The sequence below is a fragment of the Saccharospirillum sp. ABV4_185 genome (assembly GCF_056159245.1).
In genome coordinates this window covers 3,190,201-3,209,657 of sequence record NZ_JBSWUW010000001.1, presented here as the reverse complement: position 1 = coordinate 3,209,657, position 19,457 = coordinate 3,190,201, and the positions used below count along the sequence as shown (strand labels likewise).

General features: G+C 55.7%; 15 protein-coding genes and 1 tRNA gene. 9 read left to right on the top strand and 7 right to left on the bottom strand.

Going from position 1 to position 19,457, the window contains the following annotated elements:
• Positions 1-28 precede the first annotated feature (28 nt).
• The 5 genes from pepN (at position 29) to ACXAE6_RS15245 (ending at position 8,694) form a co-directional block, all read left to right on the top strand.
• Positions 29-2,662: an aminopeptidase N gene (gene pepN / locus ACXAE6_RS15265; protein WP_475150351.1), complete on the top strand. Its 2,634-nt coding sequence runs from the start codon at positions 29-31 to the stop codon at positions 2,660-2,662.
• Between the two features lie 121 nt (positions 2,663-2,783).
• Positions 2,784-2,859 (top strand) — tRNA-Ala (locus tag ACXAE6_RS15260).
• 791 nt (positions 2,860-3,650) lie between these two features.
• The gene (locus tag ACXAE6_RS15255; RefSeq protein ID WP_475150347.1) at positions 3,651-5,498 is read left to right on the top strand and encodes a dihydroxy-acid dehydratase domain-containing protein; all 1,848 of its coding nucleotides are present in this window, start codon (positions 3,651-3,653) and stop codon (positions 5,496-5,498) included.
• 534 nt (positions 5,499-6,032) lie between these two features.
• Positions 6,033-6,590: a CBS domain-containing protein gene (locus ACXAE6_RS15250; RefSeq protein ID WP_475150344.1), complete on the top strand. Its 558-nt coding sequence runs from the start codon at positions 6,033-6,035 to the stop codon at positions 6,588-6,590.
• A gap of 451 nt (positions 6,591-7,041) precedes the next feature.
• Entirely contained in the window at positions 7,042-8,694 is a 1,653-nt protein-coding gene (locus ACXAE6_RS15245; RefSeq protein WP_475150339.1) for an AMP-binding protein, read from the top strand.
• A 6-nt stretch (positions 8,695-8,700) separates the two neighbouring features.
• Here the strand turns inward: ACXAE6_RS15245 and ACXAE6_RS15240 are convergent, their stop codons facing one another.
• Entirely contained in the window at positions 8,701-9,189 is a 489-nt protein-coding gene (locus tag ACXAE6_RS15240) for a hypothetical protein (protein ID WP_475150336.1), read from the bottom strand.
• A gap of 185 nt (positions 9,190-9,374) precedes the next feature.
• Between ACXAE6_RS15240 and ACXAE6_RS15235 the strand changes: the two genes are divergently transcribed.
• The gene (locus ACXAE6_RS15235) at positions 9,375-11,021 is read left to right on the top strand and encodes an AMP-binding protein (RefSeq protein ID WP_475150331.1); all 1,647 of its coding nucleotides are present in this window, start codon (positions 9,375-9,377) and stop codon (positions 11,019-11,021) included.
• A 40-nt stretch (positions 11,022-11,061) separates the two neighbouring features.
• Here ACXAE6_RS15235 and ACXAE6_RS15230 read toward each other — a convergent pair whose 3' ends face one another.
• The 4 genes from ACXAE6_RS15230 to ACXAE6_RS15215 are packed head-to-tail and all read right to left on the bottom strand — an operon-like array spanning position 11,062 to position 14,952.
• The gene (locus tag ACXAE6_RS15230; protein WP_475150327.1) at positions 11,062-13,293 is read right to left on the bottom strand and encodes a patatin-like phospholipase family protein; all 2,232 of its coding nucleotides are present in this window, start codon (positions 13,291-13,293) and stop codon (positions 11,062-11,064) included.
• A gap of 47 nt (positions 13,294-13,340) precedes the next feature.
• Positions 13,341-14,072 carry a heparan-alpha-glucosaminide N-acetyltransferase gene (locus ACXAE6_RS15225; protein WP_475150322.1) on the bottom strand — a complete coding sequence of 244 codons (732 nt, stop codon included), beginning with the start codon at positions 14,070-14,072 and terminating at the stop codon, positions 13,341-13,343.
• Entirely contained in the window at positions 14,069-14,614 is a 546-nt protein-coding gene (locus ACXAE6_RS15220) for a hypothetical protein (RefSeq protein ID WP_475150318.1), read from the bottom strand. Before ACXAE6_RS15220 ends, ACXAE6_RS15225 begins: the two co-directional genes overlap by 4 nt.
• A 2-nt stretch (positions 14,615-14,616) precedes the next feature.
• On the bottom strand, positions 14,617-14,952 hold the full coding sequence (locus tag ACXAE6_RS15215) for a hypothetical protein (protein WP_475150314.1): 336 nt from the start codon (positions 14,950-14,952) through the stop codon (positions 14,617-14,619).
• 73 nt (positions 14,953-15,025) lie between these two features.
• On the opposite strand from ACXAE6_RS15215, the gene ACXAE6_RS15210 reads away from it, so the two are divergent.
• On the top strand, positions 15,026-16,060 hold the full coding sequence (locus tag ACXAE6_RS15210) for an NADP(H)-dependent aldo-keto reductase (RefSeq protein ID WP_475150312.1): 1,035 nt from the start codon (positions 15,026-15,028) through the stop codon (positions 16,058-16,060).
• Here ACXAE6_RS15210 and ACXAE6_RS15205 read toward each other — a convergent pair whose 3' ends face one another.
• Positions 16,061-16,834: an MBL fold metallo-hydrolase gene (locus ACXAE6_RS15205; RefSeq protein WP_475150308.1), complete on the bottom strand. Its 774-nt coding sequence runs from the start codon at positions 16,832-16,834 to the stop codon at positions 16,061-16,063.
• 53 nt (positions 16,835-16,887) lie between these two features.
• Between ACXAE6_RS15205 and yaaA the strand changes: the two genes are divergently transcribed.
• Both yaaA and ACXAE6_RS15195 read left to right on the top strand, forming a co-directional pair.
• A complete protein-coding gene (gene yaaA / locus ACXAE6_RS15200; protein ID WP_475150304.1) occupies positions 16,888-17,694 on the top strand; it encodes a peroxide stress protein YaaA in 807 nt (268 codons plus the stop codon).
• A 69-nt stretch (positions 17,695-17,763) separates the two neighbouring features.
• Complete coding sequence (locus tag ACXAE6_RS15195) at positions 17,764-18,345, top strand: YajG family lipoprotein (RefSeq protein WP_475150300.1); 582 nt, start codon at positions 17,764-17,766, stop codon at positions 18,343-18,345.
• A 61-nt stretch (positions 18,346-18,406) separates the two neighbouring features.
• On the opposite strand, the gene ACXAE6_RS15190 is transcribed toward ACXAE6_RS15195, so the two are convergent.
• A complete protein-coding gene (locus ACXAE6_RS15190; protein WP_108165183.1) occupies positions 18,407-19,315 on the bottom strand; it encodes a LysR family transcriptional regulator in 909 nt (302 codons plus the stop codon).
• Positions 19,316-19,457: the final 142 nt, after the last annotated feature.

The following is a 19,457-nucleotide window of genomic DNA, read 5'->3' as shown; positions in this document are numbered from 1 at the left end:
ATGCATTTTTTTACAGAGCGAGACCAATATGCGCACCCAGGATCCGAAAACCATCTACCTGAAAGACTACCGGGAACCGGACTTTTGGGTGAAGCACACCGACCTGACGGTACGCATTTTCGATGACCACACCGAGGTCACTTCGCAACTGCAGTTGAACAAAAACACCAACACCGGCGGCCGCGATCTGGTATTGAACGGTGTCGATCAGGAAATCATTGAACTGACCTTAGACGGCAAAGCGCTGAGTGACGCCGATTATCGTCTGGAAGGTGAGAGCCTGACGCTGACCTGCGCTGCCGACGAAGCCGTTTTCAGTGCCCGTACCCGCATCTACCCCCAGCACAATACCTCGCTGGAAGGTCTTTATCAGTCTGGCTCAATGTTCTGCACTCAGTGCGAAGCCGAAGGTTTCCGCAAGATCACCTTTTACCCGGACCGCCCGGATGTCATGGCAACGTTCACGACTCGTATCGAAGCCGATAAAGAGCGTTTTCCGGTGTTGCTGGCGAACGGCAACCCGGTCGGTGACGGTGACTTGGATGACGGTCGTCATTTCGCCGTCTGGGATGACCCGCACCCCAAGCCGAGCTATCTGTTTGCGATGGTCGCCGGTCAGTTGGCGCGCCAGGACGATAGCTTTACCACTGCCAGCGGTCGTGAGGTCAGCCTGCGAATCTTTGTCGAACCGCAAAACGCCCACAAGGTCGATTTCGCGCTGGAATCGTTGAAAAAAGCCATGCTCTGGGACGAACAGCGCTTTGGCCGCGAGTACGATCTGGACCTGTTTATGATCGTCGCGTCTGACTTCTTCAATATGGGCGCCATGGAAAACAAAGGCCTGAATATCTTTAACAGCGCTGCAGTACTGGCAACGGCTGATACTTCCAAAGATATGAGCTTCGAGCGGATCGAGGCGATCATCGCGCACGAATACTTCCACAACTGGTCGGGCAACCGCGTTACCTGCCGTGACTGGTTCCAGCTGTCGCTCAAAGAAGGCTTTACCGTTTTCCGCGACAGCGAATTCACCGCTGATATGCACGACCGGGCGGTGAAGCGCATCGAAGACGCCACCGAGCTGCGCGCTCGTCAGTTCCCGGAAGACAATGGTCCCATGGCGCATCCGGTACGGCCGTCGTCGTACATCGAGATCAACAACTTCTATACTGCCACCGTCTATGAAAAAGGCGCCGAAGTGGTGCGCATGATTCAGACCTTGATCGGTGAAGATGCTTTCCGTAAGGGCAGCGATCTGTACTTCGAACGCTTCGATGGACAGGCGGTCACCACCGACGATTTTGTCGCCTGCATGGCCGAAGTCAGCGGCCGCGATCTGAGTCAGTTCAAGCGTTGGTACAGCCAGTCTGGAACGCCGCGACTGGCGGTCAAAGACAGCTTCGATGCGGATGCCGGGGAATACCGCCTGAGCTTCGCGCAAAGCTGTCCGCCAACTCCGGGTCAGGATGAAAAAGAACCTTTTGTCATTCCCGTGAAACTGGGCTTGTTGGGTTCCGACGGCCAGGATCTGCCCATCCAAACGGATGCCGACTACAACCCTGAAACCCAGGTACTGACGCTGACCGAAGCCGAAACCACCGTTACCTTTAAAGGCTTGAGCGAAAAACCCGTACCGAGTCTGCTGCGTGATTTCTCCGCACCGGTGCGGCTGAGCTTCGGCTATGCTGACGACCAACTCGCTTTCCTGGCGCGTAACGACGTCAATGGTTTTAATCGTTGGGATGCGTTGCAGCAGTTATATCTGCGTACCATCATGCGTCTGGCGGAGGATCACCGCGTCGGTCGCGAACTGGCGGTTCCTGGCATTTTGCTGGACACCGTCTCTCAAGTGGCAGGCGATGCCGATCTGTCGCAGGCGATTCGGGCGCGCATGCTCAGCCTGCCGAGTTACGCTATTTTGAAAGACGCCGTCGATGAAATTCATATCGAAGCGCTGATCGCCGCGCGTCGTAAGGTGGTCGATCGCATTGCCAGCGGCAACCGCGATCTGTGGCGTTCGCTGACCGAAAGCCTGGCCTCTAGTGCCGATTATGTGTTTACCGCCGAAGAGGCCGGACGCCGCGACCTGCAAGGCGTTGCGCTGTGGTACTGGTTGAAAGCCGGCGATCAGGCCGCGTTTGATTTCTCTGCTGATCTATACCGCCAGGCTGGCAACCAAACCGATCGTAGCAACGCTTTGCGGGCGGTATTGGCTGGCGATGATCAGGCCTTGCAGGACGAGATGCTGAGCAGCTTCTTCGAGCGCTGGAAAGGCGATAACCAGATGGTCGAGCAGTGGTTGTCGTTGCAGGCCGCTGCGCCGGGCGTGACCACCGCCGACATCGAAGCGCTGATGCAGCATGAAGCCTTCGATGTGAAAAACCCGAACAAGGTGCGTTCTGTTATCGGTGGTTTTGCTGGCAACACCGAATGCTTCCACGACGCCGAGGGTGCGGGCTACCAGTTGGTGGCCGACATGATCTCCAAACTGAATGCCCTGAACCCGCAGATAGCGGCGCGCTTAGTTACTCTGTTTGCGGACTGGAAGCGTTACGAACCCCAGCGCCGTACACTGATGCAAAACGCGCTGAAGAGCATTCTGAGCACACCGGACCTGTCGCGCGATGTGTTCGAAATGGCGGAACGAGCCCTGAAAGGGTGATCTGCAAGAGTAGGGTGCCAAGTCGTTGAAATTTCTATAAAAAACGGCTTGACACTCTAGCTTAGCCCCCTTAATATTCGCGTCGCTTTGAGGCAACGTCGTCTTGAAGCCCGAAGTTTTCGGGGCTATAGCTCAGCTGGGAGAGCGCCTGCATGGCATGCAGGAGGTCAGCGGTTCGATCCCGCTTAGCTCCACCAAATTTTGAAAAGTCGATCCGAGAGGGTCGGCTTTTTTTGTTTATGGGGTGCCACAGGTGTAAGGGCTTCCCTGCGGGGGCTTCCGGCCGGCACATCCGTGTGCCGGCGCTCTGGCCTGCCGAAGCATGCTTCGGCTCGCTGTGCGACCTGCCAGAGCCCCGCTTAGCTCCACCAAATTCTAAAAAGTCGATCCGAGAGGGTCGGCTTTTTTTGTTTATGGGGTGCCACAGGTGTAAGGGCTTCCCTGCGGAGGCTTCCGGCCGGCACATCCGTGTGCCGGCGCTCTGGCCTGCCGAAGCATGCTTCGGCTCGCTGTGCGACCGGCCAGAGCCCCGCTTAGCTCCACCAAATTCTAAAAAGCCGATCCGAGGGGTCGGCTTTTTTTATTGTGGCAGCGAGCTCAGCTTGGAGAGCCCTGCATGGCATGCAGGAGGTCACGCCGGGGTCGCGCACGACTTCGATCCCGCTTAGCTCCACCAAATTCTAAGAAGCCGATCCGAGGGGTCGGCTTTTTTTATTTCTGGGGTGCTACAGGCATTAGGGCATCCTTGCGGGGGCTTACGGCCAGCACATCCGTGTGCCGGCGCTCTGGTCTGCCTAAGCATGCTTCGGCTCCAGAGCCCCGCCAAATAACAAGACTGCCTATAAAGGCGTTGTGAAGCCTGACTGTGTGGTAATTAACGCAATGCTGCCGTCCGTTTACTTCAATTGCGCAAGCACAGGTCAAGTCTGACAATGGCGGCTATTGCTGTATAAACCCTCATCTATGGTTCGCATGTCAGAGGTAGCCAATGTCCAAACAACGAATCGTCCTTATCGACCGTCACCCCGGCCGCTCGGCGCAGAGCATCGGTATGGCCAAAGAACTGGGCACAGACCCTGAGCTGATTCACGAGCCCTCGGTCGGGGTGGTCGGCACCAAGGGTGACAGCCAGTGTTACCTGGGCGTGCAAGGCAAGGTGGAGGCCATTCATGCGCACCTGAAATCCCGTATTGGTCGTGCGCCGGGGCAGCTTCCCTATCGACTGGTGCAGCCCGAATTCACCATCGCCACCTCGGACGGTATCCGTAACGGCACGGCGGAGATGCGCTATTCGCTGATCGGACGCGAAGTGACGCAGGACAGCCTGTGCGAGCACTTGGAAGCCACCGGCCTGGCCGGTGTGATTGCTGTGGTCGCCTGTGACAAGCCGCCGGTGGGCACGCTTGCGGCCGTGCTCGAACACAACGAGCCGGCCATTATCATGTCGGACGGCACCATCCGGCCGGGGTGTGACCCGCAAACCGGTGAGGCGTTGGACATCGTCAGCGCCTATCAGGCGGCCGGGAATCCGGATGCCGCCGTGCGCGAGCGGGTGTCGGCTCATGCCTGTCCGGGCATCGGCAGTTGTGGCGGTATGTTCACCTACAACACCATGCAGACCTTTATCGGTGTGCTTGGCCTGCAGCCGTTGCATATGGTGGCGGCTGCCTCGGACGATCCGCGTCGTGAAAACGAATTCGCTGGGCAACTGGTTGAGTACCTGGCGCGGATGATCGACAGCGGCCTGAAGCCGCGCGACATCGTCAGCCCGGATTCGTTACGCAACGCCCTGATCGTGTCAATGGCCGTGGGCGGGTCCACCAATGTGGTGCTGCACACCCCGGAAATTGCCCGCGCCGCCGGTTACGAGCATTTCTGGCGCGACATCATGACCCCGGAAGAATTCAACCAGCTGTCGCGCGACATCGTCCCGGTGCTGACCAACGCCCGTCCTTACGGCAAGTATTCCATGCTCGACATCGATCGCGTTGGTGGCGTGCCGGTTATCGTCAAGGAACTGCTCGATGCCGGCCTGCTGAACGGCGCTACCATGACTTGCACCGGTCAGACCCTGGCCGAGCAAATCGAGGCGCTTGATCCGCCGGCGCCGGACGGCGAAGTCATTCTGCCGGTCAGTGCGCCCTATAAGCCCACTGGCGGGCTGCGCCTGCTGGGTGGCAACTTATCGCCCGATTTTTCCGCCATTCTTAAACTCGCCGGTGTCGAGGGCGGACTCGACGACAACCTGTTCAAAGGCCGCGCCCGCGTCTTTGAGGGTGAATTCGATCTGCTGACCGAACTCGACCAGCGCCCGGACAGCTTCCGTAACAACGACATGATCATCGTCCGCTATTGCGGCCCGACCGGCGCCCCCGGCATGCCGGAAATGCTCGATCCCACCTCACGCATCACCGCCCTGTGCCGGGAAAAGGGCATCGTTGTGGCACTGATGACCGACGCACGCTTCTCCGGTGGTTCCGTAGGCCTGGTGATCGGCCATGTCGGGCCGGAAGCGGCGCTGGGTGGTCCCATTGCCCTGGTGGAAGACGGTGACGAGGTCATCGCCGATCTCAACTCCAACGAACTCAACTGCACCGAACTGGCCGACCCGGCGACCTATCAGGCGCGCAAAGCGGTCTGGGACAAAGCCGTGGCCGATAACGGCGGTTTGCATCCCAAGGTCGGCAAAGCCGACACCCGTCTGCTGCACCGCGCCCGTCATTCTGCGGTACCGGCCATTCGGGGCGGGGGCCTGCACCCCAATGGCGAGGTCTGGGTGCGTGATCGCCGTCAACCGGAGCCAAGCGGGTTCAAGCCGACCAACAAGTATCGGTAGCCGCTAAACCGGGGCTCGGTCTCTCAGGTGGTGGTTCCATGTTTGTCCAGCCCGGCAGCGCTGCACTTTAATTGGCGAATGAATTTGCGCATGCCCGAATGCTCAGCAATACTGATGGCAGAGGTGATCGGTTTATGCATCGCATCTTATTATCGCTGTTTCTGTTACCGCTATTGCTGCTTTACGCGGGCGCTACCTTTGCTTGCGACGAGCCTGCGGACAGCGCTTCGCTTATCGGCAATGTGGCTGAGGCAGTCGACGCGACTGGTGGGTCCGGCCATGCTTTTGAAAGCGATGACAGTGGGCTGGTCACCTCTTACCAGCGCCACCCATTCCGGTTGCTTGAAGCGACGCTCCGGCGTTCTTTATCGTCCAATCTCCCAGAACCTGATCACTCTGGCTCAGCGCTCATCCGGGCGCCTCCTGTCTGTCTGTGCTAGTTAACCCAAACGTTACACTTTCAATACTGGCATAAACACCTTTAGTACCCGCTTGACGGGCCTTTCATGGCCGCAACGGGTAGGAGACAGTGCTATGAAAAACATGACCTTATATCCCCTGAGCGACATCAATGAGCTGGCCTGGCCAGCACAAAGCCAGTCGCTGTCGCAGAATTCCCCAGCTGTTGATTTCTTTACCGACTTCGAGACGGTGCAACCGCGGATTATCGAAGTCGCTACATCCGCTCTGGATGCCCGCAAAGTGATGATGACCACCCATGTGCGACTGCTGCTGGTAGTTAACCACCAGAACCACTTTGTCGGTGTGATTACTGCCGACGATGTTATTGAGCGGAAGATCGTACAGCGTGTGTCCGAGGGGTATCGTCGTGATGAGATCGGCGTGATGGACCTGATGACCCCGAAGAAACAGCTTACCGCCCTGGACATAGCGGAAGTAAAAAGAGCGACGATCGGCAATGTCATCCAGGTGCTGAAAAATGTGCATCAGCAGCATTGTCTGGTCATCGACAGCGAACATGGCCGGATTCGGGGTATCTTTTCGGCCTCGGAGATTTCACGGAAGCTCAAGCTGTACATCGATACCGACAATCGCTTCGACTTCAATAAGGTGTTCGAAGTGAGTGCCTGACAGTTGAACAGCCGCTGTTGCTACAGAAGGTGATGCCAGAGGCAGGCCTGATTCGGCCCCCCTGAGCACCACCAGCCTTTAAAAGCCGATCCGAAAGGGTCGGCTTTATTATTGTCTGCGCAAGTCTGTCCGCAGCCCTGTTGTCACCAAAAACATTGTTGGTTGATGACATAGTCGCTAGCAGTGATTGGACGGGGCATTTGCTGGATGCCCCGTTATACTGGCTGGCGAAAGAAAGGGGCAGTCGTTACCTGAGTAAGCCCTGTGATAACTAGGGGCTCTACAATCAAGATTTTTTATCAGGATTTTTCGACTGATTTTGTTGCCTCCAAAGCGGCGCTTATTCATTGTTTTAAATCCGCTGGTAATACCCCCTAAAGCCTTACCCTGTCTTTCAAAATTAGCGGACCAGGAATGTCCGACTCACTCAATGAATCTCAAGGATGTTTATATGACTTACCCTATGCCACTGGCCGAACTGGCCAGACACGTCGCTGAACGTGGCAATCGACCCTTTCTGCATCAACCTGTTAATCGCCAACTCAAGATATGGACCTGGGCTGACGTCGACGATAACTCCCGTCGCATCGCCCAGGGGCTGCTTTCTCTGGGCCTGAAGTCTGGTGACCGGGTGGCTATTTTTGCTAAGAACAGCGCTGAGTGGTTTATCGCTGACTGGGCCATCATGATGGCCGGAATGATCAGTGTGCCGATTTATTCCACGGCCAACGAGGAAACGGTTCGCCATATTATTGAAGACAGTGGCAGTAAGGCTGTTTTTATTGGCAAGCTGGACGATCTGACGGCCGGCCAAGCCGTCTTTGATGGCAGTCTGGTGCGTATCGGTTTTCCATACCCGACCATCGCTCACGATCACCGCTGGGACGATTGGATTGCTCAGCATGCTCCCTTACAACAGCTGGCCGAGCTGAGCCTGAACGATGTGATGACCCTGGTCTACACCTCAGGCAGTACCGGCAAGCCCAAAGGTGTGGTGTTGAAATACCGCCAGTATGCAGCGGCCTCCGCCACTAACCGGGTGATTGGACAGATTACCGACCGTGATCGCACGGTGTCATACCTGCCGTTGGCTCACGTCACCGAACGGGCCGTGGTGCAGGGCACGGCGCTTTATACCGGTGGACCGGTCTATTTTGTTGAATCGCTGGACACCTTTGTCGACGATTTAAAAGTGGCGCGACCGACGACGTTTTTATCCGTGCCACGCCTATGGACACGGTTTCAGATTGGCATCCATGAAAAAATCCCACCTAAAACGCTGCGGTTTTTGTTGAAGATACCGCTGGTCGGCAAGCTGGTTGCGCGCAACATTCGAGCGGGATTGGGGCTGGGATCGGTGCGTATGTTTGGTTCCGGTTCGGCATTGCTGGCGCCGAGTTTATTGCATTGGTATCACCAGCTTGGCATTGATATCTGCGAAGGGTGGGGCATGACGGAAACCACCGGGTTATCGGCGTGCAATATGCCATTTCGAGCCGACCGTATGGGCACCATTGGGCCGCCGCTGGATTGTGTCGAGATGAAAATTGCGGACGACGGTGAGTTATTGATTCGTGGTGACGCGGTATTTGAAAGCTACTACAACAACCCGGAGGCAACAGAACAAGCCTTTCAGGATGATTGGTTCCGCACCGGCGATAAGGCGGAGAAGCGCTCAGACGGATCCTTTCGTATTGTCGGCCGACTCAAAGAAGCGTTTAAAACTGCTAAAGGAAAATACGTTGCACCGGTGCCGCTGGAAAGCCGGTTATCCGGCAACTCAGCCATCGAGCAGGTGTGTGTGATTGGTGCCGGACGAACTCAGCCGGTGGCAGTGGTGGTGCTGGCGGAACATCTGGCATCTGAACAACGTGAAACGGTGCGTGCCTCTCTGCGACAGACTCTGAAAGAGCTCAATGCCAGCCTGGAAAGCCATGAAAAACTGGAGGGTATTCTGGTGGCATCAGAACCCTGGAGTATCGAAAACGGTCAGTTAACACCGACGATGAAGTTGCGCCGGGCCAATCTGGAAGAAAGCTATGATAAACGCCTCGGTCAGCTCAGTGGCGGTGAGGTGCGCTGGGAAGATGAGAGTCCGACTTAATAAGACTTAATAAAGCGGTGTGGTGGGCGCTGAGCGATTTTCCAGCGCCTGCTGTAATCGCTCTATTTCGGCGCGACTGGCGGCCAGGCGTTCTGTCAGGATGGCGTTGTTCTGTTGCAGCGCCTCATTAGTGCTTATTGCTGCTTGCAGTTCGCGCTCGATTTGCGTCAGGCGGTTTAATCGATCGTTGGCGTTTTCCAGCCGCTGCCGGGCGTTATCGGCGGTTTCTCCCAGCCGGGCGTAATCGCTGCGCAGCCCGGCAATTTCCGCCTCCATTTCCTCGATGACAGTCACCACGCTGTCCTGATCTTCACTGAAACGGGCCAGCGCCTTGCTCAGCAGTTCAGTGCGTTGGTTCAGCTGCTGATTTTCGCTGCGCAGCTTCGTTACTTGATGACTGCTGGTCACCACCATGACCAGTAAAACCACTGTGCTCAGTGCCAAGGCTGCAGCGGCAAAGACGGCGAGGGCAAACGACGATGCAGGTTTATCCATAAGGTAACAACGAGTCAGCAGTTAGGTAGCGGCAGTTTACCCAATTGGCAGGCTCAGGGTCATCCTGTGTCGATTTTAGCTTTTGGTTCACAGATGATGAATTTACAGAGACGTTAAGGTGCGAAAGCAGCAGATTTGATCGATACTGAGGGTATCCAAAAAAACCAACAACAATGGATGGCACCATGAGCTACCAAACTCCGCTGGCTGAACTGGCCCGTCACGTTGCCGAGCGCGGTGATAAGCCGTTCTTGCATCAACCCGTTAATCGCAAGCTCATCGTATGGACCTGGCGTCAAGTCGACGACAATGCCCGCAGAATAGCCCAAGGCTTGCTTTCTTTAGGGCTGAAACCTGGCGATCGCGTCGCTATCTTCGCCAAAAACAGCGCTGAATGGTTTATTACCGATTGGGCGATCATGATGGCCGGTATGATCAGCGTGCCGATTTACGCCACCGCCGGCGCCGACACCATTCGGCACATCCTTGAAGACAGCGGCGCCAAGGCGGTTTTTGTCGGTAAACTCGATGACCTGGCTGCGGGCCAGTCGGTGTTCGATGGCAGCATCCCGCGCATCGCCTTTCCTTATCAGACCATCGATCATGATCACCGCTGGGAAGATTGGATTTCTCAGCACGAGCCGTTGGCATCGATAGCGGACATCACCCTGAACGACGTCATGACGCTGGTATACACCTCCGGCAGTACCGGCAAACCCAAAGGCGTGGTGCTGAAATATCTGCAATATGCCGCCGCCTCAACCACCAACCGTGAGTTGGTGGGAATGACCCCTGAAGACAGAGGTGTCTCCTATCTGCCCTTGGCGCACATCACCGAGCGTGGCGTTGTGGAAGGCACGGCGCTTTATACAGGCGGACCGATTTATTTTGTCGAGTCATTGGACACCTTTGTCGACGATCTGAAAGTTGCCCGACCTACGACCTTCTTGTCGGTGCCACGTTTGTGGACGCGTTTTCAGGTGGGCGTGCACGAAAAAATGCCCGCCGAGAAACTGCAGAAACTGCTCAAGATTCCGCTCTTGGGTAAGTTGGTGGCACGGAAGATTCGTGCTGGCCTTGGGCTCGATTCTGTGCACACCTTTGGCTCAGGTTCTGCGCCAATCGCACCGAGTCTGCTGCAGTGGTATCACCGCCTTGGTATCGATATCTGTGAAGGCTGGGGCATGAGTGAAACCACCGGATTATCAGCCTGTAATATGCCGTTCCAAGCTGAGCGTATGGGCACCATTGGTGTGCCGCTGGCCTGCGTGGACATCAAAATTGCTGATGACGGTGAATTGCTGATTCGCGGCGATGCCGTTTTCGAGGAGTATTACAACAACCCCCAAGCGACCGCTGAAGCCTTTCAGGATGGCTGGTTTCGTACCGGCGATAAAGCTGAGCAAACGGCCGACGGGGCGTTTCGCATCATTGGTCGGTTGAAAGAAGAATTCAAAACCACCAAGGGCAAATATGTGGCGCCGGTACCGCTGGAAAGCCGCTTGTCCGGTAATCCGGATATCGAGCAAGTCTGTGTGATTGGTGCTGGCCGTACCCAGCCGGCAGCCGTTGTAGTGCTGGCTGAACATCGTCGGAATGCTGATCGCGACAGCTTAAGTCGGTCGCTGCGACGTACTCTGGAAGAATTGAATGCCACCTTGGAAAGTCATCAGAAACTCGAAGGCATTCTGGTGGCGAAAGAGCCCTGGAGTATTGAAAACGAGCGACTGACGCCAACGCTCAAATTACGCCGCAGTTATTTGGAACAGGTGTACAGCGAGCGCCTGAATGATGTCACCGGTGGCGTGGTTATCTGGGAAGATGAACGCTGAATAAGGCGAGGTGGCGAGTACAGTGTTACTCGCCACTGCGTCAAAAGCGATGTCCCAGGGTGAAATAGAAAGCGGTTCTATCAAGGCTGGCATGGCCCAGGGTGAGCTGCATTTTTCCCAATACCGTATCCATGCCGGCAAACAGGCTGGCCGAAGCGACCCAGTCACCGGGATTAACCATGAGCTCATCCTCGATACGGCCGGTTTCCAGTCCGGTTCCTAAAAACAGACCCCGCCCGAAAAAATCCGGCATGTCGGATAAACGATAATAATATTCTGCCGTTGCCAGCTGGTATTCCAAACCCGTCAGTTGGTTTAGATTCAGGCCGGATAAACGACCCGGACCACCCAGTTTATAACCGTCATAAAAATACAATTGCTCGGTGTGATCACCAAAGGTATCACCGGCTTCGAGCTGAATCTTTAAATGATGACTGCCGCTGGACAGTGGCTTGATCAGCTTGGCGGAAACTTTGGTGTAGTCGTCATCCGAGCCCCATTTTTCGGTGGTTTCAAAAGCGTCCAGACGGAACAGCAAACCGCGTGTTGGATAACCGAAAGAATCGAGTTGATCATAGATGGCGTTTAGCCGGTAACCGGCCTGAAAACGCTCGAACGGTTCGATGGTTTCAGCCGACAATCCCAGGTCGTGCTTGCCGGCCACATCGGTTGCGAAAGTACCGAGGCGAATCTCTCCGCGGGCACCGGTGATGCCCAGATCAAAGCCCACCTCGCTGGTGGTCAGGCGGGTATTTCCTGCCCGGGTGTTACCGTAATAAATTTCATTAAAGTAGCGGCTGCTGCTCAGGTGTGCGGCAATAAAACTGCCGTCGGTCAGCGACAGCGGCTGAATAAATTCACTGCGGAAAAGGAAGTCGGTGCCCAGGCGCAAATCAAGACGAACTTCGCCGTTGCGATCATTGATCCAGGGTTGACGGTAACTGGTGCTGACATTGATCTCGGCTTGCCGTGAGTCGTCGGTGGCGACATCCAGGCCGAAACGCAAATAGCCGTGACCTTCGGGTTTTGAATCGGCATAGATTTCGATGGTGCCGTAGTCGTCGGAATCGTAGGTACGTATCTGATAACCGACGTAAGTGTAATCGCCACGGCCGTAGATGTTGGAAATATCATTGTGCAGTCGAATCAGGTCGAAATCTTCACCGGCGTGAGCGGTGATGTCTCTCATGATAACCTGATCATTAAACTCAAGATCTGCGGCCGTGGTGATGCGGGTGATGTGAATGTTATCCCGCCGCCGGGTCTGTCGCCGTTGTTGCCACTGTTGATAGTCCTCGGGTGACAGTGATAACTGGGCCAGGTCAGCGTGGCGCAGCCGGGCCGCAATTTCGCCCTGATTGATGATATCTGTGTATTGATCGAAATCCGCCGAGGTGAATTTCTGCATATCCGGCTCGATCAAAATATCGTTCTCAGACAACAGTTGCTGTGACTGCACGACGTTCTGATCCATCAGGATTTCAACGGAACGGTTGGCGACATCAAAGGATGAATCGTACTGCGCATTCCAGCGGTCTTTGATGCGTAAGCTGACGCCAATCACCACATCGCCACACAGCTCACGCCCGGCGGCGACCGGGAAATTCTGCACCAAACCACCATCGACGTAGTGCCGGCCATCAATCGTCAAAGGGGCAATTAACGCGGGCAGCGACATGCTGGCACGCATGGCTTGGGGCAGGTTACCTGCGCTGAATATCCGTTCTTCACCGCTGTCCAGATCGGTGGCGACGGCGCGAAAAGGTGTCGGCAGGGTATCGAAATCGAGGTCGACAACGGCGTAGCCGGTGCCGATCAATTCTTTCATAAAGAGCTCAAATCGATAACCCGATGCAATACCACTGGAAGGCACTGGCAAGCCATACTGGGTATCGATCGAAAAACCAAAAAGCGAACGATAGCTGTAGGCGCGTAAATTTTGTTGGATTGACTGGCGCGGTGGTCGTTCATTGAAAAATTCCACCAGGCTGTGTTCATCAAGAATGGCGGCAATTTCTGTGGAATTCATACCGACTGAATAGAGGCCGCCCACGAGTGCGCCCATGCTGGTGCCGACCACACAGTCGACCGGCACTCTGAGTTCTTCCAGTGTCCGCAGCACGCCGATATGGGAGAGACCCCGGGCACCACCGCCGGCGAGCACTAACGCAATGGAAGGGCGTTGTTGGTCGATGGGCTCTGCCTGTGTCAGCGTCGTTGTCGCGACAGTTAACAGCAACCAGCCGAGTAGAAGATTCAGTTTGGTGGGCATGGATATAAAAAATTAGATTGAATGTGGCAGCTTATCACTTGCCAGGCTCAGACGCTGCTTTGTATCAACCAGTGTATTAACCAGGCCAGACCGAAGAGTGGCAACTGATGAAGCAGATAAAAGCCAAGGCTGTGTTGACCCAACCACACCAGCAGTCGAGTGAAAGGTCCAAGAGGCAGGTGGTGTACTCCGAACAGACGGCGATGGCCAAGATAGATGCCGATATAGACCATACCCAGCCAGGGAATCAAGCGTGTCAGATCGACGGTCGCCGTAGGCAGGTGCAAGGGTCCGGCCAGAGCGCGATGCAAGGGCTGAAGGTTGAACCAGTCAGTGATATTGAACAGCACCAGGATGGCGATACCCAGACTCAGGGCAAGGCGCGGATAAAAAATAACTGGCACGGCCAACAAACTGGCAACAGCAATAAAATGCAACACGCCGAACCAGACCCAGGCGTGAGGATAAGCCAGCCAGGTCGCCAGGCTGATTGCAGCCGCGCCAGCGACGATTTTCGCCTCGCGTTTCCAGAAAGCCGGCCAGCGCATGCCGTCACGGTTGGCCAGCACCAGGCTGATGCCAACCGTGGCAAAGAACAGCACGACGATGATGCCGCGGAAAATGGCCCAGAACGGCGCTTTGGAATCGAAGGACAGATAGCCATAGAGGCTAAGATCGTAACTGAAGTGAAACAGCGCCATCAGCACCAGGGCGATACCACGGATCTGATCGACACTGGTCAGGCGTGGCATCGCCTGGTGGCTGACGGCTGCGGTCAAAACAGACCGTCGGCAGGACTGACCGGGGTCAGCGGACGATAGATCACCTGGTGATAGGGCCGATCGCCCGCCCAGGCCAGTTGTTGGATCAGTTCGGTTCGCTCTGTTTGCCAGCGGGTTTTAAGAATCAGTCGGTCTTCGCTCAGCGCCGTTGCCCAATCCATTTGTTCCGGGGCGTTGCCAGCGGTCGGTGTCAACACCTCTTCGCTGCCTGGCTCGCCGTATTGACGGCTGATCAGGTGTCGTACCTGTTCGAACTGGTCGATCCAGGATTGGATGGGCGCATCCGGTGCCGGTTTAAACAGGAAGCGTCCTTGTGACAGCTGTCCGCCGGTGAACTGGTACACCAGACGGGTGACATGGATGTCTGGCAAACTGGCTTCATAAATCAGATAGCCGGTTTCGCCAAAGGGCGTGCGGTTAGTGCGGGTTTCCGCCTGACGCACGTCATCGATGCTGGCGCCCCACAGCGCCTGACCAAAATCTTCCGCCGCTGCTAAAGCGGGCAGGGCGACTAATAACAGTGAGCAAAGCAAACGCATCTTCAGGACCTATCGAAACGATCGAGCAGCTCATCGCCACTCAATTCATCAAAGCCTTTATTGGTCTCTTCGCTATCGGCCTCAATCGGTGCTTCTTCAGTTTCAATCTGGCGATAGCGCGGCAACGCCGGCTTGGACTGGGTGCCTGCGGTGCTGTCATTCAGATTGTTGGCTTCCAGGTATTTCTGGTAAGCCGACTTCTGCCGCTTTTTGTGTTTGGCCAGGCGATTATGAGAAGGAATCTGACCTTTCTCGCCCTGACCGATGAAGTCTTTCTTGGAACCGGTTTTGACGTTGAGTGTGCCTTTTAAGGACCGGCTCTTCTTGCTGCGTGACATAGTGCCCCGTCGAATTAAGTAGAATCTGCCCGTATTATAGAGGTTCGCATTCAAGTTGGCAGGGTTTGAATTGATGGAATATCGTCGTTTGGGTCGATCCGACCTCGAAGTTTCCCGAATTTGCCTGGGTACTATGACCTGGGGTGAGCAAAACAGCGAAGCAGACGCCCACGAGCAGATGAATTACGCCCGTGAGCGTAACATCAATTTCTTTGACGCCGCTGAGATGTACCCTGTGCCACCGCGCCCGGAAACCTACGGTCGCACTGAAGAGTATATCGGTAGCTGGTTTGCAAAAACCGGTCGGCGTGAGGAAGTGATACTGGCGACCAAGGTGTTTGGGCGCAGTGACCGTAAGGATGTTCGCGGTGGTCCGCGGCTGTCGCGTGAGCAGATCAAACAGGCCGCCGAAGCCAGCCTGAAGCGCTTACAGACGGATTATATCGATCTGTACCAGTTGCATTGGCCGGATCGCAGCACTAATACCTTCGGTAAGCTGGGCTACAGCGTTGTCGACGAAGAAGATGTCGTTACCATTGAAGAGACTCTGCGTGCCTGCGATGAACTGGTTCGCGAGGGCAAGGTGCGTCGCATTGGTGTATCTAACGAAACGGCCTGGGGCGTATCGGAGTATCTGCGTCTGTCGCGTGAAGAAGGGCTGGCGCGTATCGACTCCATTCAGAACCCTTACAACCTGCTTAACCGCAGCTTTGAAGTGGGTCTGGCGGAAATGGCTTACCGTGAAGACGTCGGTTTACTGGCTTATTCGCCGCTGGCGATGGGCACTCTGAGCGGTAAATACGCCGGTGGCGCCAAGCCAGAAGGCGCGCGTCTTACCTTGTTCGATCGATTCCAGCGTTACAGCACGGAAAATGGCAAGGCTGCCGTGGATGAGTATGTCCAGGTGGCGCGCGACCATGGTCTGGACCCGGCGCAGATGGCGCTGTCTTACATCAATGACCGGCCATTCTTGACCTCAAATATCATCGGCGCGACCACTATGGCGCAGCTTAAGAGCAATATCGACAGTCACGAGCTGGTGCTCAGCTCAGCGGTGCTGGCCGACATTGAGGCGGTGCACCGTCGTTATCCCTATCCGTGTCCCTGATCACCACTGGTCGCGTAAGCTGCGCAAGGCGCGGAAGCGCTCAAGTGCACTGCTGGTCGGATAATCCCGTTCGGCCAGCGCGTCGGCCAGTTCAGGGTCGTCCAGACGCAAAAACAGATTGAAGCTCAGTTCCTGCTCGAACGTCGTGACGGTGCGGGTGTCGGGCGTCTGGGCGTCGGCCTCGGTTTTGAGATCGAGTGCCGCGGTCAGGTCTGGCTGGATGCTTAACGCAAAGGCAAGGTTATTGGGCAGGTAATCGTGACCTGGGTAAATGCGTGCCTGCCTGGCCGTATCGCGACGCAGCCGTTCGATGCTGTCAAACAACACATCGGTGCTGCCTGAACGGGTGTTGCCGACGCCGGCATTGAACAGAGTGTCGCCGCAGATCAGCGCCGGTTCGTCCTGGTCGATGTAAAAGACGCCATGCGCCGGGGTATGGCCAGGCGTGAACCAGAAGCTTGCCTGGCCGTCACCGACGCTTAGCTTGTCGTTGTCTTCAAGCCAGATATCAGCCGCCAGCTTGCCGATGCAGCCGGCCGGTGCAAAGACGCGGGCACCGGTGGCGGCTTTCAGTTCATTGACGTGCCGAATGTGGTCGCCATGTTCATGAGTAATCCAGATGGCGCTGATAGATAAATCCTGTTGCCGGGCCAGCTGTATCAGGTGCTCGGCGTCATAAGGATCAACCGCTGCCGCCTGGCGTTGCTGTTCGCAATAGACCAGATGGTTGTAATTCTGAAAAGAGTCCGGCACATAGGTTCTCAGAATCTGCATTTTTTCGGCCCACAATAAAGGTGTGAGTCGTACCCTAGAGACAGGAGGAAGACTTGGCAACAGCTCCCTTGATGGCGGTGATTTCACCGGCCAAAACGCTGGATTTCGAAAGCCCGGCGATCACCGACCAAAGCACCGAGTTTCGTTTTGCCGACGAGGCCGCGGAGCTGGTCGATGTGCTGCGCACATACAGCGTCAGCGATCTGCGCGAACTGATGTCGCTGAGTGAGAAGCTGGCCAATTTGAACGTCGAACGCTTCAGTCAGTGGCAGTGGCCATTCGATTCGCAGCGCAGCAAACAGGCGCTTTTGGCCTTTCAGGGCGACGTCTATACCGGTCTTGATGCTGCGACGCTCAGCAAGAAGGCGTTTGGCAAAGTTCAGGACCGGCTGCGTATCTTGTCGGGTTTATATGGTGTGTTGCGGCCGCTGGACCGCATCCTGCCGTACCGCCTGGAAATGGGCACGCGTCTGCCGACCGAACGCGGCACAAACCTCTATCAATGGTGGGGGAATCAGTTGACCGATACACTGGCGGCGGATATCCGCAGCAATGAGACACAAGCACTGGTCAATCTGGCGTCGAACGAATACTTTAAGGCGATCCAGCCGAAGCGGTTACCGGTACCAGTGATCGTGCCGGAATTCCGTGACTGGAAAAATGGTCAGTACAAGATGATTTCTTTCTTTGCCAAAAAAGCTCGCGGTCTGATGGTGCGCTATATGCTGGAGAACGATATCCGCCGGGTGGAAGACCTCAAGGGGTTCGATCTGGATGGTTACCGTTTTGATGCCAGTCGCTCGACCGATTCACACTGGCAGTTTTTGCGCGACCAGAGCCGTTCCGTTAAGGCGGCTTAAAACTGAAAACTTGCAACGCACTTAACGAGTCTGTTTATTCAGACTTTTTGTTAACACAAGGAGAACGCTATGAAATCTGTGTTTAAGCCGGTACTGATGCTTTCATTGGTGGCAACGGTGCTGGCCGGTTGCGCCCAGCTGTCACCCCAGCAAATTGCCTTCGAACCCGTTGTTTCACCGGACAGTTTGCCGGCCGGTAACGGCCGTACCTTCTGGGTGGATATTGAAGATGGTCGCAGCAGCACCGTTATTGGTCAGCGCGGCGGGGTTTATGAAAACAGTTCTGCTATTACCGCCTCTGGTGATTTGACCAAACAACTGCGCGATCAGGTGATCGGCGCTTTGGAAGTGGCCGGTTTTGAAGCGGTAGAAATGAATGCCGATTTTGAGTGGACCGTGACGCTGGAAGAGCTGAGTTACGAACTGGTCGATATCGACGCAGCACGTAAAGAAGCCAAGGTGGCTGCGGAAGTATCGGTGGAAATCGTCAAAGCCAACTCCAGCTACTCCAACAGTTTCCGTTCACAGCGTTCTGCCGAGTTTTTCCGCTATCCGGATGAAGCGGAAAACGAAACCATGCTGACTGAGACATTCGATGCTGCCATTGAGCGGATGTTCAATGATGCTGGGTTGAATCGTTTTCTGCGCTGAGTAATTCAGCCATTAAAAAAGCGGCCAATTGGCCGCTTTTTTGTTTCTGGCAGTCCGATTTTTAGCCCGCTTTATCGAGATCGTGTTCTTCGAAATAGGCCGCCATAAAATCGACAAAGGCCCGGCTCTTGGCGGACAGATAGCGGTTTTCCGGATAAACCACATGGATGGTTCGGCTGGGGAAGGTGATGTCCGGTAGCACATGCAACATGCGTCCACTGGTCAGTTCTTCGCGCACCATATAGTACGGCAGCGCCGTGATGCCCATATGATTGGTGGTGGCCTCGGCCAGGGTGTCCAGATCGTTGACCGTGAAGCGGCGGTCTTTATTCTGCAGACCGGCTTCTTTCAGAAAACGTTTGATCCAACGTGGCTCGGCGAAATCGATACCGGACGCCATCAGCATATGGTGATCGTACAGATCGGCCAGTTGCTGTGGCATGCCATGCTTGTCGAGGTAATCTTTGGTTGCGGTCAGGATGACCTTTTGCTTGGCAACCGGTCGGGCGACCAGACGACTGTCCTGCAGCGAACCCAGATGAATCGCCAGGTCGATGCCTTCGCGCACCAGGTCGAGGCCTTTATCGGCCAGGATCAGGTCGAAATTCACGTCCGGATATTGCTCTAAAAACTTGGAGAATATCTTCATCAGCATGGAGCGGCCGAAGGTCGGCGTGGCGGTGATGCGCAGCGTGCCTCGCGGCGAGGTTTCCAGGTCTTTGACCATATGCTCGGCTTCCTCGAGGTCTTCGAGGATGCGACTGCAGCGGTTAAAGAACAGCTGGCCGGCTTCGGTCGGGCTGACCGAGCGGGTGGTGCGGTTGAGCAAGCGCACGCCAAGGCGATCTTCCAGCAGGCTGATCTGCTTGCTGACAGCCGAAGGCGTCAGACCCAGTTGATGAGCCGCGTTGGTAAAATTATTGGCTTTAACGACGGTGGTGAAGATGATCAGCGAATCGAGTCTCGCCATGACGGGCCTCTGTCAGTCGAGTGGTACCTGAAGCACGGCGATCATACGACGTATTAATCAACAATCCAACGCTATTGATGATTGTTTTTTGATAATCCCGGCCTTTACAAAACATCACTCAAGTTGTGCGCTATACCGCCGC

Excerpts from the sequence above, each read along its gene's own strand:
- pepN (WP_475150351.1), top strand. The coding sequence starts at position 29 with ATGCGCACCCAGGATCCGAAAACCATCTACCTGAAAGACTACCGGGAA.
- ACXAE6_RS15255 (WP_475150347.1), top strand. The coding sequence starts at position 3,651 with ATGTCCAAACAACGAATCGTCCTTATCGACCGTCACCCCGGCCGCTCG.
- ACXAE6_RS15250 (WP_475150344.1), top strand. The coding sequence starts at position 6,033 with ATGAAAAACATGACCTTATATCCCCTGAGCGACATCAATGAGCTGGCC.
- ACXAE6_RS15245 (WP_475150339.1), top strand. The coding sequence starts at position 7,042 with ATGACTTACCCTATGCCACTGGCCGAACTGGCCAGACACGTCGCTGAA.
- ACXAE6_RS15240 (WP_475150336.1), bottom strand. The coding sequence starts at position 9,189 with ATGGATAAACCTGCATCGTCGTTTGCCCTCGCCGTCTTTGCCGCTGCA.
- ACXAE6_RS15235 (WP_475150331.1), top strand. The coding sequence starts at position 9,375 with ATGAGCTACCAAACTCCGCTGGCTGAACTGGCCCGTCACGTTGCCGAG.
- ACXAE6_RS15230 (WP_475150327.1), bottom strand. The coding sequence starts at position 13,293 with ATGCCCACCAAACTGAATCTTCTACTCGGCTGGTTGCTGTTAACTGTC.
- ACXAE6_RS15220 (WP_475150318.1), bottom strand. The coding sequence starts at position 14,614 with ATGCGTTTGCTTTGCTCACTGTTATTAGTCGCCCTGCCCGCTTTAGCA.
- ACXAE6_RS15215 (WP_475150314.1), bottom strand. The coding sequence starts at position 14,952 with ATGTCACGCAGCAAGAAGAGCCGGTCCTTAAAAGGCACACTCAACGTC.
- ACXAE6_RS15210 (WP_475150312.1), top strand. The coding sequence starts at position 15,026 with ATGGAATATCGTCGTTTGGGTCGATCCGACCTCGAAGTTTCCCGAATT.
- ACXAE6_RS15205 (WP_475150308.1), bottom strand. The coding sequence starts at position 16,834 with ATGCAGATTCTGAGAACCTATGTGCCGGACTCTTTTCAGAATTACAAC.
- ACXAE6_RS15195 (WP_475150300.1), top strand. The coding sequence starts at position 17,764 with ATGAAATCTGTGTTTAAGCCGGTACTGATGCTTTCATTGGTGGCAACG.
- ACXAE6_RS15190 (WP_108165183.1), bottom strand. The coding sequence starts at position 19,315 with ATGGCGAGACTCGATTCGCTGATCATCTTCACCACCGTCGTTAAAGCC.